Genomic DNA, 14,592 nt, shown 5'->3' with positions numbered 1-14,592 from the left:
AGCGGTGGGCGCCCTCAATGCGAGGGCACCCACCGCGAGTGCAGGATTACTGAATCGCGCCTTGCACGTCAGCAACGAGCTTCTGCCAGGAGGTCGCCGGGTCGCTTCCGCCGAGGATCGCAGCCTCGGTGACTCCCCAGAACTCCCAGACCGAACCCATCTCAGGGATCGCTGGCATTGGTACGGCCTGCTCGCCAGCTGCCAGGAATCCGGCGACGATCGGGTCGGACGCTGCGGCTTCAGCCGAGGCGGTGAGCGCTGGAACGACGGAACTCGACTCGTAGAGCGCGGTCTGTACTTCTTCGGTACCGACGAAGTTGACCAGGAAGTCGTTCGCGGCGACCTTGTTGTCGCTGTACTCGTTGACGACGAAGCCCTTGACGCCGGCGAATGGCGATGCTGGCATGTCGCTCGGGGACGCGATCGGATCGACCGCGAGGTTGATGCCCGCCTCCGTTGCGACGCTGACGTTCCAAGGGCCCGTCAGCCAGAACGCTGCATCGCCTGCGAGGAACTTCTCGCTCGCGATGTCGCCGGTGATCTCGGTCGAGATGGTTCCGTTCGCGCCCTGCTCACCCAGCCACGTGGCGAAGCCTTCACCTTCAGCGAGTTGCAGGTCCTCGGAGTTGTAGTTGCCTTCAGCGTCGAGGCCGAATACCGGTGCATTGAATGCTGTCTGGAAGGGGTAGAGGTGGTACGGGTCGCCTTCGGCGCCCTGCTGAACGATGAACGGGTACTCCGCGCCGGCGGCTTCACCCTTCGCGATCATGTCGTCGAAGTTGGCGGCAGCTTCGGGAACGAGGTCGGCGTTGCGAAGCAGGGCGAGGTTCTCGACTGAGAACGGCAGGAGGTAGGTCGCGCCTTCGTAGCTCGCGGCCTGGACGGCGACGTCGAGGTAGTTGGAGGAGGAGTCTCCGAGTTCGATCGGTGCGACGACCCCGTTCGTCACGAGTTCGCCCAACCAGTCGTGTGCGCCCATGACGATGTCTGGGCCGGTCTCGGTCGATGCCTGCTGGCTGAAGTCGTCCTTCATCTTCGCGGCGTCTTTCGAGACGATGTTGATGTCGATGCCCTTTTCTTCTTCATAGGCAGCGACAACACCCTCGAGTGCTGCGACGCGTTCTGCGTCGACCCACACGGTGAGGCTCTGCTCGTTGGAGCCGCCTCCGGTGTTCTCGTTGTTGCCACCGTCGCCCTGGCTTGCGCAGCCAGTGAGGATCAGTGCGGAGGCGGCAAGGACCGCTCCAGTTGTCGTGATTCGCGTGTTCACCCTCATTGGTGACCCCTTCATGCTGTGGACCGGAGTGATCTCTCCGGCGGACAGCCATGAGAAGAGATCATCCTCTTCGGACGCTTACATTCTGTAAGCGCTTACAGTATGAAACACCATATGGACATTGACAAGTGCGTTGGCGTGTCCCAACAACATCGTTACCAATGACAGCGTTTGCGTTGGAGTGGCTCTGCAATCTACGGTGAGTCCATGAATGAGCGCGAACGAGTGCTGGGCATCGATGACGTTGCACAGGCTGCCGGAGTTTCCACGGCGAGCGTCTCGCGCGCCCTCAGCGGCAAAACCAATGTCTCTGCCGCCATGCGCGACAAAGTGCTCTCGATCGCAAATGAACTCGGGTACGCCGTTTCTGCAAGCGCTTCTGGCCTCGCCTCGGGAAAGATGCACAGCATCGGCGTGATCACGCCTTCGCTCGGTCGCTGGTACTTCAGTACGGTGCTGAGCGGAGTCGCCGAGGAACTCGCCCGACGCGGCTACTCGCTCACGCTCTACTCAGTACCAAACGACATCGAAGACAGGGGAGCGCTCTTCGCTTCCCTCGCTCGACGACGCGCGGTCGATGCGCTCGTGGTCGTTGCAGTAGAGATCGACCACGAGCTCGACACCCTGCAACGATTTGGAATCCCGATCATCCTCGTTGGCGGTGCGCTCGGTGCGCTCCCGTCACTTCGCGGCGACGGAGAGGGTATGGCTCGGCTCGCGACCCAGCACCTGATCGGGCTCGGTCACACACGGATCGCGCACATCGGTGGCGCTCCCGAGTTCGACGCCGACTTTCACGTTCCGGCCGAGCGATTGCGCGGCTACAGAAACGCACTCGAACACGCCGGGATCGTGAGCGATCCCTCGCTCACGCAGCCCGCGAACTTCACGGTTCGAGGCGGTCGCGCTGCCGCGCTCCAGCTGCTCGGGCTCGAGCATCCGCCGACCGCGATTTTCGCAGCGAGCGATGAGATGGCGATCGGCGCAATCCTGGCAGCGCAGCAACTCCGTTTTCGTCTTCCGGAGGAGGTCTCGATCGTTGGAGTCGACGGCCACCCGCTCGGAGAGGTCTATGGCTTGACGACGGTCGACCAGAACGTCAAGATGCAGGGCGTTTGGGCCGCGCAGCACGTCGTCGACCAGGTCGAAGGCGCAGCCGCGGCTCCCGCTCGCGAGGAACTGCCGTTTTCGCTCGTCGTTCGAGACTCGACAGCGCGGCATACGACGCACGCCAACTGAGCGCGTTCGACGCTTCAGCAGCGTCGCACGGTGGTGGTGTGGCTACTCGTTGACCTCGGAGGCCGTGCTCGGCAGATTCGCTTCGATCGCTGCAATGATCTTCGGGTCGTCAGGCAGCGTCGTCGGGCGGAATCGCATGATCTCGCCACTGGGCATCACCAAGAACTTCTCGAAGTTCCATTTGACCTTGCCAGCCTTGCCCTGATCGTCCTCTGCCTTGACGAGCTCTGCGTACAGCGGGTGCTGGTTCCGACCGTTCACGGCGACCTTCTCGGTCATCGGAAAGCTCACGCCCCAGGTCGTTGAGCAATACTCGGCGATCTTCTCGCTTGAGCCGAGCTCTTGGAGGAACTGGTTGCTCGGAACTCCCAGCACGGTGAAGCCGGACCCGGAGTACTGCTGCTGCAGCGCCTCGAGGGTTTCGTACTGGGGCGCAAGACCGCAGCGACTTGCGACATTGACGACGAGTGTGACCTTGTCGGACCACTCGCCGAAGGTCGTCGCCCGGCCATCGAGCATCGTGACACTGATGTCGTTGAGAGTTGTCATGGAGCACCTGATCTTTCGCCTACGTCGAGACCTCGCGAGCGAGGCTCAAGAAACTTGGGTTCTTCCTCTTCATCCTGGCATTCCGCCGAGGCAAGGGGGCCATGAGACCGACGTGTTCTCTGTGAGCGTGCGTTGCTCTCGCGCGAGGTCACTCGGAGCGCCCGGAACACCGCGAGCGTTCCCGGCGCCGACGATCGGAATCACTTATTCGAGCGTGAACGTCTCGGTCGAGGGGTTGTCTCCCGTGAATTCGATCGTCACATCGAGCGGTGCTTCGCCAGCGCCATCGGGGGTGCGGATCACGTGGGTGGCGGGTGCGAAGTCGGCGGTGCAGACTTCTGCTGTAGCGGGTTCAACGGTGAGGTTGATCGCACCGAGTTCGGGGCTCCAGGCCTCCGTGATCACCGGGACGCAACTTGACGAGCCCCAGGTCACGACCGCGAAGGTCGTCGGTTGGTCGACCCAGGTGACGATCGTGCCGCCGTCCATCATCGCATCGGGATCGAGGCCTTCGAGTGAGTCGGGAAGACCACTGAAGGTCTCTTCGGCGATGCTCTCACCAGCGTCCGTCTGAGGAACGTCGTCGTCCTCGGGCGCAATCGTCGCAGAGGTGGAGGGCTGCGGGGTAACGGTGTTCTCGGGAGCGCTCGGACCCGTCGCGCAGGCGGTTAACCCGAGTGCGAGCACTGCGCCGAGCGCGAGCGCGCGAGGAACACGGAGAGTGGATACGTGAGATGGTGTCAGCTTCGGCTCCATACTTCGACCGTACACGAGGCGTGGTTCGCCACGCGCTTGCGCATCGTCAGGAGTCGAGCGCTACGCTTTTGAAGGATGCGCGGTCACCGGTGATCGCCGAAAGGAACACTCATGAGCGACAGCAGCGTACTTGCACCCTCCGGTCTCGGCTGGGGAATTCTCGGCCCTGGCGGAATTGCCAAGTCGTTCGTCACCGACCTCATTGAAGGAGGTCGTTCTGTCGCTGCCGTCGGCTCGCGCTCTCAGGATTCCGCTGATGCATTCGCGGCGCAATTCTCGATCGAGCGGGCGCATTCCGGATACGAGCAACTCGTCGCCGACCCGAGTGTCGACATTGTCTATATCGCTACTCCGAACCCCTTCCATCACGAGCAGGCCCTCCTTGCGATCGCCGCGGGAAAACACGTCCTCATCGAAAAGCCGGTGGCGTTGAACGCGAGTCAGGCTCGCGAGATTTTCGAGGCGGCAGCTGCAGCGGGCGTCGTCGCGATGGAGGCGATGTGGACGAGATTCCTACCCCACATGAGCGAGATCCGTCAGCGAATTTCGGACGGCGTGCTCGGCGAGCTCTCTACCGTCCACGCTGATCTCTCGATGAAGCTTTCGGCTGATCCGAAGCACCGGATCAACAACCCTGATCTCGGTGGCGGCGCGCTCCTCGATCTGGGGGTGTACCCGATCTCGCTTGCCCTGCATTTCCTCGGAGCCCCCAGTCGCGTCCTCGCATCGGGAATCCTTGGAGCAACGGGTGTTGACGAGCGTGTCTCGCTCATTCTTGAACATGCGGCCGGCACACAGTCGGTCGTGACGGCTGCTTCACAGGTAAAAGGCGCATCCCGAGCGATGATCGCCGGCACCGACGCCAGGATCGAACTCGGAAACCGCTGGCATGGTCCGACCTCGTTCAGCGTGATCGACGCGGACGACAATCTGATCGAAGAGGTTGCCGTGCCGCACCGTGGTCGAGGCATGCTCTACCAGGCGCTCGAAGTCGAACGACTCGTGCGGACAGGCGGGGGTCAGAGCGAGATCATGTCGAACGCTGATTCGATCGACGTCATGGAGACTCTCGACGCTGCTCGGGCACAGTTCGGTCTGCGTTTCCCGGGCGAGTAAGGAGGGATCCGTTCGATTCGCTCTGGGCTCCCGAGAGTCCCTCGCCGATTCGCCGGGATGCACGCCGCTCGAACACCCGCTCGATCACCGCACCCAGAATGTCGAAGACGAGGTGCAGCACTATCAGAATGATCGCGACGATCGGCGACTCGGGAAAGAGCGAGAGCAGGAATGCGCTGAGAATCACGGTGAAGTGCAGGGGGAACAACCGAAGGTAGGGCAGGAGCATCCAGGCTCCCGCACTGACGTTCGACTGCTGCTGGTTCGTCAGGGCGAACACAACCTGCACGATCGAGCCCACGATCCACGCAGACAAGAGCAGCACCCAGGGCAGAGGCTCGAAGGCGCTCAGACCGAATGGAGTTCCAGCGGCTAGACCGAGGGGGTCGCTCGAGAACACGCCGAGGACCAACAGGGTCACGAAAACGCCGTGCACGAAGGTGAAGATTCCGAAGTGCAGGAGGAAGAAGCCGGTCAGCACACCCGTGCCGATCGATCGGACCTCGCGGCCGTTCACTCGCATTCGAACGCCTCGGCCAGCCCGGAGACCGATCGGCGCGCGGTGCATTTTGATCGATGCGACGACCGCCGTCGAAATATTCTCCAGCCAGTAGAGCACCAGGATCTGACGCCAATCCCATCCAAACCACAACAGTCCGATCAGGGGGACCGCGAGGTACAACAGCCCCTGTGCGATCCGCCCGATCATGCCATGCCCCGTGAGTTCATGCTCTGATCGTAGAGAAGCGCAGCCAAATTTCGCTGAACGCAGTCGGATGGAGCGGAAATCTCAGCGGCCACTCACCCCTGCAGGGTCGTGAGGTGATGCTGGATATCGCTCGTGCGCTCGTGCAGTGCGCGGTACTGCTCGTAGAGCGAGTCGTAGAACTCCGCGCGCTCGGGATCCGGCTCGACACTGCCCTGGATCGGGTTCCAGAGCGAGATGTCGACCTCGGTGACGAGCGAGGCTGCCAGGAACGCCGCTCCGAGTGAAGCGCCGATCGAATGGGTCGGCATCTCCTGGACGAGACCGGTGACGTCGGAGACGATCTGAGGCCACAGGGCACTGCTCGTTCCACCGCCGACCGCGACGATGCGATCGATCGTGGCTCCCGCGGCGCGCATCGCCTCAACGTTGTGACGGACACCGAACGCCGTTGCTTCGAGTGCTGCTCGGTACAGATCACCGCGCGTGTGATGCAGGGTGAGCCCGGCGATGACACCACGGGCTGCGGGATCATTGATCGGAGTTCGCTCGCCCGCGAAGTAGGGCAGCATCAGGAGGCCGTTACTTCCAGCCGGCGACTGGCTTGCTTCAGCGATCAGTGCCGGGAAGCCGGGCTTGCCGAACAGGCCGTCGAGCCAGTTGGTGATTGCGCCACTCGTGGCCATTCCCGCCGCGAAGTTGAAGGTGTTCGGAAAGGCGCCGACGGTGCCCCAGAGCGCCGGGTGAATGCTGCGCTCGGCCGAGGTGTTGATCATGAACAGCGTCGTGCCGTACATCAGCATGAGGTCGCCGACTTCGTGGGCACCGATGCTGACCGCCTCGGTCCACGCATCGATTGTGCCGACGATGACGGGGATGCCTCCGGGAAGTCCCGTTGCTTCGGCTGCTGCCTCGGCGACACGACCGGCCTGATCGCCGGCCCAAGCCAGCGGTGGCAAGCTGATTGCTCCGCGGAGCTCATCAGCCCAGGGCGCGAACCAGTCGAGCGAGGTGCTGTCATAGAGCGGATTCATCTGGCTCGCCGACTGGTGGTCGAGCACGTACTCGCCGGTGAGGTTCCAGGCGAGCCACGAGGCCGGCATGAACAGCCGCCTCGCTCGCGCCCACACCTCGGGCTCGTTGTCCGCGACCCACTGCAGTTTTGGGCCGATCGCCTGGCTGGAAAGTTCCGAACCGGTGCGCTGCAGAATCGCATCAGCGCCATATCGAGCGTTGATGGCTTCGATCTGCGCCGCGGAGCGCGTATCGACGCCATACAGGATTGCCGGGCGCAGCGGCGTTCCCGCCTCATCGGTGAGCAATGCGCACGGACCCATGCCGCTGACGCCGACGCTCTCGATCGGTGCTCCGTGTGATGCAGCGCTTGCGCTGAGTTCCCGGGCGATCGAGCAGAACTCGCTCCACCAGAGTTCGCCGTCCATTTCGACGTGACCCGGCTTGGGTCGCGAGGGTTCGTGGGAGCGGCTGACCTGAGCCACGACGGTGCCTGCCGTATCGACCAGCACTCCCTTGGTGCTCGAAGTGCCGATGTCGACGCCGAGGATGAGTCCGTTGTCCATGCGAGTGTCCTTTGACCGTTGCAGATTGAGGGAAGCGGGTGTCGTGCGAACAGCGGTCGGGAACCACCACCTCGCACCTGATGCAACAGTGCGTTCCAGACGGAGACCGCCTGGAACGCACTGAAACGTGTTGCGAACCGTTCGAATTACAGGCTGACGTCGCCAGCGAGGTGCACGGTGACACCGAGACGCTGGAAGAACGCGGCCTTTGCAGCGAGCGCCTTGTCTGCCGTTGCAGCGTCGGGGGCGTACGCGACCTGCAGGTGGTTCGCCTTGTGACGAGCCATGAACTGGTCGCGTGAGACTCCGTGCAGCACCGCGTGCATGATCGGCCATTCAGGGTTCGTGGCCTGCAAGCGACGCTCGGTTTCCTCGGCGGGGAGGTCGATCGCCGAGGCGCGCCCCATGTCGAGGTGGAGTGCGTTCTCTGCGATGTACAGGCGCGACCAGACGATCTCGCCCGACTTCGAGACACCGGAGAGCGTCGCTCCGCCCTTCGGGAAGAAGACGTTGCCCTGGCGCTTGCCAACGGCACCCTTGTATCCCTCGGCGAAGTGGGAGGCGGGAACGGAGCCCGAGATCTCGAAGACCCAGACGAAGTCGCCCTCGTAGTCCTCACCCCAACGGATGTCGTGCAGGGTGTTTGCCGGGTCGAGGCCCATTGCGTTCCAGACGCGAGTCGTCACGAGTGTGTCGACGGCGACGCCCTCGTCGACCTCGTTGAAGTGGGGGAGCGACTGGCCCTCCCACAGCACGCGGCTGCCGTCGCGACTCGTCACCGGGGGGCGCTGAACGTTGTTCAGGAGGCCCTCGACGAGGTCGCTCGCGGGCACGAGGTCTTTCAGACCCTGCTGGTACTGGATACCAACTGCGTCCACGCCGAAGTCGTCGCTGATCCGCAAGGCTGCGACGTACATCTTCGCCTGCCAAACGAGCTGCTCTTCCGTGAGTTCAGTCGCGTCATCGGTGCCGATTTCGAAGGTCATGCCTTCATCGCGCAGCCACTGCAGCACTCCGTTGGCTTCTTCTGCCGAAACGGTCAGCATCTCTGCGTAGAGCGCCGACTGGCTCAGGCGCTCCTTGTAGATGCCGAGCGGGTTGAGCATTTCGTCATCGATGATCGCGTTGTACATGCCCATGCAGCCCTCATCGAAGACTCCGATGATTGCCTGCTCATTGAGCAGCTGCTCTGCGAGCGCGGTTCCGAGCTCGCGCTCCGGGCTGTCGGCGAGTGTGCCGAGCGTGCGGACGTGACTCGAGTCGTGCTGAATTGTGCCGGTTTCGGTCCAGCTCTTCAGGCCGTTCTTGAACCATTCGTCCTGGTAGTCAACACTCCAGGTGGTCGCGTATGGGATGTTCGCCTTGGTCATTCCGGCGTTGAGTCCGAGGAGTCCGACGAGTCCCGGCCAGTCGCCCTGGAAGTTCGCGACCGTGAGGATTGGGCCCTCGTGCTTGCGGAGTCCGGCAAGGACGTGGTGGCTGTACTGCCAAACGGCTTCCGCCACGATGACGGGTGCGTTCTTCGGGATGGTCTTGAACACCTCGATGCCGTGGCGCTGGCTCTTGATGAACCCGTGGCCTTCGGTCTCATCGACGCCGTGGGCACGGATGACCTTCCAGCCGAGTTCTGCGAGGGCTGCCGTCACTCCGGCTTCGAGTTCCTGCTGCGTTGGCCATCCGCCTTGGTTTGCGGCGAGGCGAAGATCGCCACTTGCGACCAGGTACGCGGTGTTCTCCGGCGCTGCGCCTGCATCTTTGACTTGCGGCAGCGCGTACGGGCTTGACTGGTTCACGAATCCTCCTTGAATCGGGTCGGGCGCTCCGATTGAAGGCGCTCCAGAACGTCTAAGCGAAAGTATGCCTGAAAACGATTTCTCAAACAAGCGTGTGCGTGCAGTGTCCGATTTCTATGAGCTCGGGCTACGATGCTTCCTGTGTGCGGGACTGCAGCCCGGCACAAGATCTGCCAATGAGGAGTCACGTGGCACCCCGAATAAAACTCAGCGATGTCGCCGAAGCGGCTGGGGTGTCTCTCGCGACCGCATCGCGCGTTTTGAACAACAACGGCAAGGTCGATCCCGAACTGGCGAGCCGTGTGCTCGCTGAAACGGAGCGGCTCGGATACCGGCAGAACAGTTTGGCGCGAGGGCTGCGTCGCCGAGCGAACACGGTGGTCGGCGCCGTGATCCCCGACATTACGAACCCGTTCTTCACCGATCTGGTGCGAGGGGTCGAGGACGTCGTTCGCGAGCACGGGTATCTGCTGGTGCTCGGCAACAGCGATGAGACACCCGAGAAAGAAGAGCGGTATCTCCGCGTTCTGCTCGATCAACAGATCGCCGGACTCGTCATTGCTCCGGTGCAAGAGCGCTCTGGAGCCCGTCTCGCACAGATTCTCGGAGACACTCCCGTGGTCGCGGTCGACCGGAAGGTCGCCGGGGCTGGTTTCGACACGGTCAGTCTCGACAATGTGGCTGGCGCGGCGGCCCTCACCACGCACCTCTTGCAGCGATCTCGAGATATCGCCACGATCGCCGGTCCGAGCGAGAGCACGACGGGGCGAGAGCGGCTCGCCGGGTTCAGGGACGCGCTCGCGCAGTCCGGCGCGAAAGAGCGCACCGAGTGGATCATGGTCTCGGACTATTCAGAGCAGGGTGGCTATGCCGCGGCGCACGAACTCTTCGCCGGGACCTGGCGACCGGGAGCGCTCTTCGCGGCGAACAACGCGATGGCGCTCGGCGCACTCCGTGCGATGGGTGAGCTCGGGATCACCCACCGCGATGTTGCGATGGCCTCGTTCGACCCGCTGAGTTGGTCTGCCGACCCCGGGCATCAGGTGGCGACGCTCGCGGTGCCGAGCTACGAGATGGGCCGTGAGGCAGCGAGGCTCCTCATGCTTCGAGTCTCCGGAAAGAACGTCGGCGACGCGCGAACGATCACCTTGAGCGCGGGCGCAGTCCGGGCCTGACCGGTCCTTTCGTGCATCGATATGCGCAAGCGAGTGTCACGCAATTTCTGGTCCAGGTAACGTTTTGGCTCACGTGTTTGACAACGGTTCGGCTTCCTGCTTACTATCTGAGAAATCGTTTCCTCGGATTCTCGAATCTTTAGAAAACGTTTTCTCATCACTGGCTCGAAGGCCAAGCGATGGCCAACAACAAAGGAGTTGACCCACATGACTGTGAAGAAAACGCTCGGCCTTCTTGCCGCCGGCGCAGTCGCAATGACAGCCCTCGCTGGTTGCACCCCCGCAACGACCGAAGGTGAAGATACCTTCCCGAACGGCGATATCCGTCTCATCATCCAGGCGAACCCCGGCGGAGGCTCCGACCTTTCCAGCCGCGCACTCGCCACGGAGCTCGAAAAGATCCTCGGTGTCACCGTGATCGCCGAGAACATGCCCGGTGCTTCTGGAGCGCTCGCAATGGAATACGTTGCAGATCAAGAGCCAGACGGGTACACCATCGGCTTCGGTCCGACCGAGATCGCGATGCTGAACGCAACGCAGGGCGCAGACGTCCTTCCTGAGAACTACGACTTCCTCGGGCAGATCATGCTCGCGCCAGGCGTTATCTCGGTCGGCGTGAACAGCCCCTACGAGACGCTCGAAGACCTCGTCGCCGCCGCCCAGGACACCTCGGTCACGGTCGCGAACTCCGGCGCAGGATCGATCTGGGAGATCGCAACCACCGGCCTCTCCGCAGACACCGGTGCACAGTTCACCCCGGTTCCGTATGACGGCGGCGCGACCGCAATCGCCGCTGCAGCCTCCGGTGAAGCCGGTGCAGCAGTCTCCGGTGCAGGCGAGGCAATCGCTCAGGGCGACGCGGTCCGTATCCTCGGCATCCTGCACGACGAGCGCCACCCAGATCTGCCCGACGTTCCGACCGTCGAAGAAGCGCTCGGTGACGACATCCAGTTCGGTGGTTGGGGCGGCATCTACGCACCCGCGGGTCTGCCCGACAACGTCAAGACCACGCTCGAAGATGCAATCGCGGAAGCAGTGCAGACCGACAGCTACAACGAATTCCAGGAGAATGCTGGAAACTTGGTCATCTACCGCACAGGAGATGAGTTCAAGACGTTCGTTGAGGAGCAGTTCGACCTCTTCACGGAGCTCGCTGGCTCCTAGGGTCGAATGACCAACCGGGCGGTCGGATGCGACGGCCGCCCGGAACTCATCGCAAAGGAGGTGTGAGCCACGATGCACGACGCTCACACCTCCTTTGGCAGGTTTTTCCCACATACCGCAGAACGAAAGTACCTCTCATGAGTACCGAACAGCCCGTCGTTGTAGACGAGGCGATCGTGGAAGTCGAAGGAGACGAGGCACCCGCTGCCTCGCGCCGGCTCGAAATCATCGTCGCTCTCTCAAGTCTGGTTTTTATGAGTGCGATGCTCGCGCTCTCCTTCGCAATCGAACTCCGTCGAGAGCCGGCGCCCGGCCAAATGGACGCGCGCTTCTGGCCGACGATGCTCGCGGCCGTCGGCGTTTTCGTCAGCGTGTGGCGGGTCATCGTGGCGTTCGTCGGCACCCCCGATGAGCGCGACGATCTCGAACGCATTCAGCCTGGTGGCCCCCGTCGCCTCGCGCTCACCCTCCTCGTCACCGCAGGCTACGTTGCACTGTGGAATGTGCAGTCGGTCGTCCTCTTCGGTTACCGCATTCAGCTCTTCCTCTTCATCACCGCGCTCTTCCTCGCGATTCTGATGTTCATCTACGGATGGAAGAGCTGGAAGGACAGCTGGAAGGGCCTCGTCATCTATCCGATCCTGACGAGCATCGGAATCTACTACTTGTTCGGCACTCTCTTGAGGATCCCACTGTGAACGCTCTGCTCGAAGGCTTGCAATCCCTTCTCTCTCTCGAAGTAGCCGGTTGCATCGGTCTTGGCCTCGTACTCGGTCTGCTCGTCGGTGCGTTCCCCGGAATCACCGCGACCATGGCGGTTGCTCTCGCTGCAGGATTCACCCTCGCCCTCGACCCCGTGCCCGGGCTCGCAGTGCTCCTGACCATCTACGTGGCAGCGAACTTCGGTGACCGGATCCCTTCGATCCTGGTCAACACCCCCGGTACACCGGCATCGATCGCAACGACGCTCGACGGCTATCCGATGGCGAAGCAGGGTCGTGCCGGCCTCGCGCTCACGATCTCCGCGTTCGGGTCCGCGCTCGGCATCATCGCGAGCCTCGTGCTCTTCGCGGCAGCAGCGATCCCGATCGCAACGATCGCTCGTGACTACTTCAAGTCACCCGAGCTCTTCGCACTCGTGCTCTTCGGCTTGACCGTCATGATCGGTATCTCGTCGAAATCTGTCCTCAAGGGGCTCATCGCGGGTGTCTTCGGTCTCCTGCTGGGCACCGTCGGTACCTACTCGGCGACCGCTGATCAGCGATTCACGTTCGGAAATCTGAACCTCCTCGAAGGCCTCGACTTCATTGCGATCATCATCGGTCTCTTCGGTATCGCCGAACTCTTCGACCAGCTGCTGACCTACCACAAGAACAAGGTGAAGCCGATCTCGAGCCTCGGTCGCTGGTGGCCGAACAAGAGCGAGTACAAAGAGATGGGCAAGCCGCTCGCCGTCGGTGGCGGCGTTGGCCTCTTCGTCGGTTTGATCCCCGCTGCTGGTGGCGACATCGCAGGCCTCATCGGTTGGGACCGTGCACGCGCGGCCTCGAAAACTCCCGAGAAGTTCGGAAAGGGCTCGATCGAGGGCATTACCGCGAGCGACACTGCCTCCAGCGCGACCCTCGGTGGATCACTGACGACCACGATGGCGCTGGGTATCCCCGGCGACTCGGTCATGGCCGTCATGATCGGCTCCATGATGATCTGGGGCCTGCAGCCTGGTCCGAACCTGTTCACGACTCGCCCCGACCTCGTGGTGAGCATCACGGGCATCATGCTGATCGCGACGATCCTGTCGCTCGTCATTGCGCTCGTGCGCAGCAAGTTCATGGTGAAGCTCCTCGACTTGCCGAACCACTACCTCTGGACGATCATCCTCGTGTTCTGCATGGTCGGAACCTACGCAACCTCGAACAGCATCTTCGTGGTCATCACGATGCTCGTCTTCGGCGTCATCGGTGTCGTCATGAAGCGGGTCGGGATTCCGGCTGGCCCCGTCGTGCTCGGCCTCCTGCTCGGCCCCTTGGCTGAAGCGAACCTTTCGCGTTCCCTCGTGCTCCTGCAGGGCAAGCCGTTCTTCGAGGTCGTCAGCCCGATCGCAATGGTGCTCGTCGCGCTCTCGATCCTGTCGTTGCTCTTCCCGCTCCTCACGAAGCTCTTCGGGCGTCGGAAGAAGGGTGAGAGCCTTGAAGACCCCATCGCTGCCCGCGTGACCGCGGAAAGCGCCTCGTCCACCGATGCCGCCGAGCAGTCCGCTGCAGTGGCCGCTGATGCAAATGCAGCAGCGCCGTCCTCCGAAAGGAAATCCGAGAATGACTAAAAGAGATGTACTGACCGCGGTGCCCGTCGCCTTCCACGAAGATGGCGCGCTCGACATCGATGGCTCTCGCGAGATCCTGCAGTTCGTCGCGAAATCGGGCAACGAGGGTGCATTCGTGCTCGGAACGACGGGCGAGTTTGTTTCCCTGAGCTTCGACGAGCGTGCCTCGCTGACGAAACTGAGTGTCGATGAGCTGGGCGAGCACATGCGGGTCGTCGTGCATGTCGGTGCCGCGAGCCTCTTTGAAACCTTGCGACTGCTCGACGTTGCGCGCGATGCCGGAGCGAAGGAAGTCGCCGTCATCACGCCGTACTTCCTGCCAGCCACCGACCAGGCGCTTCGCGACTATTACACCGCGATCTCCGCGGCCGCGGATGGTCTCGGCGTCTTCATCTATGTGTACAAGCAGCGGAGTGGAAACTTCGTCTCGACCGCGCTGCTCGCAGAGCTCTCGAAGCTTCCGAACATCATCGGTGCGAAGGTGAGCGAGCAGCCTATGTCGCAGATTGCGGATTACCGCAGCGTCGTCGCGGACGACTTCCTGCTCTACACCGGTGCGGACCGTGAACTCGGAATCGCTGCAGACAACGGCGCGCAGGGCGTGATCTCCGGGATCTCATCGGTACTCCCGAAGCCCTTCCGTGCGCTCGTTGCGGCACTCGACTCGGGCGACTCCGCCGCGGTCGATGCCGCACAGGGTGACGTTGATCTCGCGGTCGACACGATTCAGGGCAACATGGGGCGCATGAAGGCGGCGTACCGCGTGCTCGGAGTCAACGGGGGAACGACCCGCATGGCGATCGAAGCACCCGACGAAGCGGCCGTCTCCGAAATCGAACGCGTCGTTCGTCAGCTCTCCTGAGCGACACGAACGAGAAGGAGCCCTCTTGCCATTCGCAAGAGGGCTCTTTCGTTCTC

At 62.6% G+C, this 14,592-nt stretch carries 13 protein-coding genes; 7 read left to right on the top strand and 6 right to left on the bottom strand.

Features of this window, described 5'->3' with window-relative positions; translation table 11 throughout:
- Positions 1–46: 46 nt before the first annotated feature.
- Positions 47–1,276, bottom strand: a complete 1,230-nt coding sequence (locus U2H20_RS03445; RefSeq protein WP_430593100.1) for a sugar ABC transporter substrate-binding protein — start codon at positions 1,274–1,276, stop codon at positions 47–49.
- A gap of 207 nt (positions 1,277–1,483) precedes the next feature.
- Here U2H20_RS03445 and U2H20_RS03440 point away from each other — a divergent pair, with 207 nt between their 5' ends.
- Positions 1,484–2,515 (top strand): LacI family DNA-binding transcriptional regulator, encoded by a 1,032-nt coding sequence (locus tag U2H20_RS03440; RefSeq protein ID WP_430593099.1) that lies wholly within the window; start codon positions 1,484–1,486, stop codon positions 2,513–2,515.
- A gap of 42 nt (positions 2,516–2,557) precedes the next feature.
- On the opposite strand, the gene U2H20_RS03435 is transcribed toward U2H20_RS03440, so the two are convergent.
- Positions 2,558–3,064 carry a glutathione peroxidase gene (locus U2H20_RS03435; protein WP_430593098.1) on the bottom strand — a complete coding sequence of 169 codons (507 nt, stop codon included), beginning with the start codon at positions 3,062–3,064 and terminating at the stop codon, positions 2,558–2,560.
- Positions 3,065–3,268: 204 nt separating this feature from the next.
- Positions 3,269–3,820 (bottom strand): hypothetical protein, encoded by a 552-nt coding sequence (locus tag U2H20_RS03430; RefSeq protein ID WP_430593097.1) that lies wholly within the window; start codon positions 3,818–3,820, stop codon positions 3,269–3,271.
- A gap of 111 nt (positions 3,821–3,931) precedes the next feature.
- Between U2H20_RS03430 and U2H20_RS03425 the strand changes: the two genes are divergently transcribed.
- Positions 3,932–4,936: a Gfo/Idh/MocA family protein gene (locus U2H20_RS03425; RefSeq protein WP_430593096.1), complete on the top strand. Its 1,005-nt coding sequence runs from the start codon at positions 3,932–3,934 to the stop codon at positions 4,934–4,936.
- Here the strand turns inward: U2H20_RS03425 and U2H20_RS03420 are convergent.
- From U2H20_RS03420 to U2H20_RS03410, 3 genes are all read right to left on the bottom strand, one after another.
- On the bottom strand, positions 4,878–5,645 hold the full coding sequence (locus tag U2H20_RS03420; protein ID WP_430593095.1) for a DUF6498-containing protein: 768 nt from the start codon (positions 5,643–5,645) through the stop codon (positions 4,878–4,880). The genes U2H20_RS03425 and U2H20_RS03420 overlap by 59 nt on opposite strands.
- 92 nt (positions 5,646–5,737) lie before the next feature.
- The gene (locus tag U2H20_RS03415) at positions 5,738–7,222 is read right to left on the bottom strand and encodes an FGGY-family carbohydrate kinase (RefSeq protein WP_430593094.1); all 1,485 of its coding nucleotides are present in this window, start codon (positions 7,220–7,222) and stop codon (positions 5,738–5,740) included.
- A 146-nt stretch (positions 7,223–7,368) separates the two neighbouring features.
- Complete coding sequence (locus U2H20_RS03410; RefSeq protein ID WP_430593093.1) at positions 7,369–9,015, bottom strand: fucose isomerase; 1,647 nt, start codon at positions 9,013–9,015, stop codon at positions 7,369–7,371.
- A gap of 188 nt (positions 9,016–9,203) precedes the next feature.
- Here U2H20_RS03410 and U2H20_RS03405 point away from each other — a divergent pair, with 188 nt between their 5' ends.
- The 5 genes from U2H20_RS03405 (at position 9,204) to U2H20_RS03385 (ending at position 14,536) form a co-directional block, all read left to right on the top strand.
- A complete protein-coding gene (locus tag U2H20_RS03405) occupies positions 9,204–10,190 on the top strand; it encodes a LacI family DNA-binding transcriptional regulator (protein WP_430593092.1) in 987 nt (328 codons plus the stop codon).
- Between the two features lie 207 nt (positions 10,191–10,397).
- Positions 10,398–11,354: a tripartite tricarboxylate transporter substrate binding protein gene (locus U2H20_RS03400; protein ID WP_430593091.1), complete on the top strand. Its 957-nt coding sequence runs from the start codon at positions 10,398–10,400 to the stop codon at positions 11,352–11,354.
- 137 nt (positions 11,355–11,491) lie between these two features.
- Positions 11,492–12,052 (top strand): tripartite tricarboxylate transporter TctB family protein, encoded by a 561-nt coding sequence (locus U2H20_RS03395; protein WP_430593090.1) that lies wholly within the window; start codon positions 11,492–11,494, stop codon positions 12,050–12,052.
- Positions 12,049–13,674, top strand: a complete 1,626-nt coding sequence (locus tag U2H20_RS03390) for a tripartite tricarboxylate transporter permease (RefSeq protein ID WP_430593089.1) — start codon at positions 12,049–12,051, stop codon at positions 13,672–13,674. Before U2H20_RS03395 ends, U2H20_RS03390 begins: the two co-directional genes overlap by 4 nt.
- Positions 13,667–14,536: a dihydrodipicolinate synthase family protein gene (locus U2H20_RS03385; protein ID WP_430593088.1), complete on the top strand. Its 870-nt coding sequence runs from the start codon at positions 13,667–13,669 to the stop codon at positions 14,534–14,536. Before U2H20_RS03390 ends, U2H20_RS03385 begins: the two co-directional genes overlap by 8 nt.
- Positions 14,537–14,592: the final 56 nt, after the last annotated feature.

It is taken from the genome of Humidisolicoccus flavus, from assembly GCF_045689595.1.
GTDB classification, from domain to species: Bacteria; Actinomycetota; Actinomycetes; order Actinomycetales; family Microbacteriaceae; genus Humidisolicoccus; species Humidisolicoccus flavus.
This window is presented reverse-complemented; position numbering and strand designations above follow the sequence as displayed.

Bases quoted from the DNA above. Each gene is read 5' to 3' on its own strand.
- U2H20_RS03445 (WP_430593100.1), bottom strand. From the start codon at position 1,276: ATGAGGGTGAACACGCGAATCACGACAACTGGAGCGGTCCTTGCCGCC.
- U2H20_RS03440 (WP_430593099.1), top strand. From the start codon at position 1,484: ATGAATGAGCGCGAACGAGTGCTGGGCATCGATGACGTTGCACAGGCT.
- U2H20_RS03435 (WP_430593098.1), bottom strand. From the start codon at position 3,064: ATGACAACTCTCAACGACATCAGTGTCACGATGCTCGATGGCCGGGCG.
- U2H20_RS03430 (WP_430593097.1), bottom strand. From the start codon at position 3,820: ATGGAGCCGAAGCTGACACCATCTCACGTATCCACTCTCCGTGTTCCT.
- U2H20_RS03425 (WP_430593096.1), top strand. From the start codon at position 3,932: ATGAGCGACAGCAGCGTACTTGCACCCTCCGGTCTCGGCTGGGGAATT.
- U2H20_RS03420 (WP_430593095.1), bottom strand. From the start codon at position 5,645: ATGATCGGGCGGATCGCACAGGGGCTGTTGTACCTCGCGGTCCCCCTG.
- U2H20_RS03415 (WP_430593094.1), bottom strand. From the start codon at position 7,222: ATGGACAACGGACTCATCCTCGGCGTCGACATCGGCACTTCGAGCACC.
- U2H20_RS03400 (WP_430593091.1), top strand. From the start codon at position 10,398: ATGACTGTGAAGAAAACGCTCGGCCTTCTTGCCGCCGGCGCAGTCGCA.
- U2H20_RS03395 (WP_430593090.1), top strand. From the start codon at position 11,492: ATGAGTACCGAACAGCCCGTCGTTGTAGACGAGGCGATCGTGGAAGTC.
- U2H20_RS03385 (WP_430593088.1), top strand. From the start codon at position 13,667: ATGACTAAAAGAGATGTACTGACCGCGGTGCCCGTCGCCTTCCACGAA.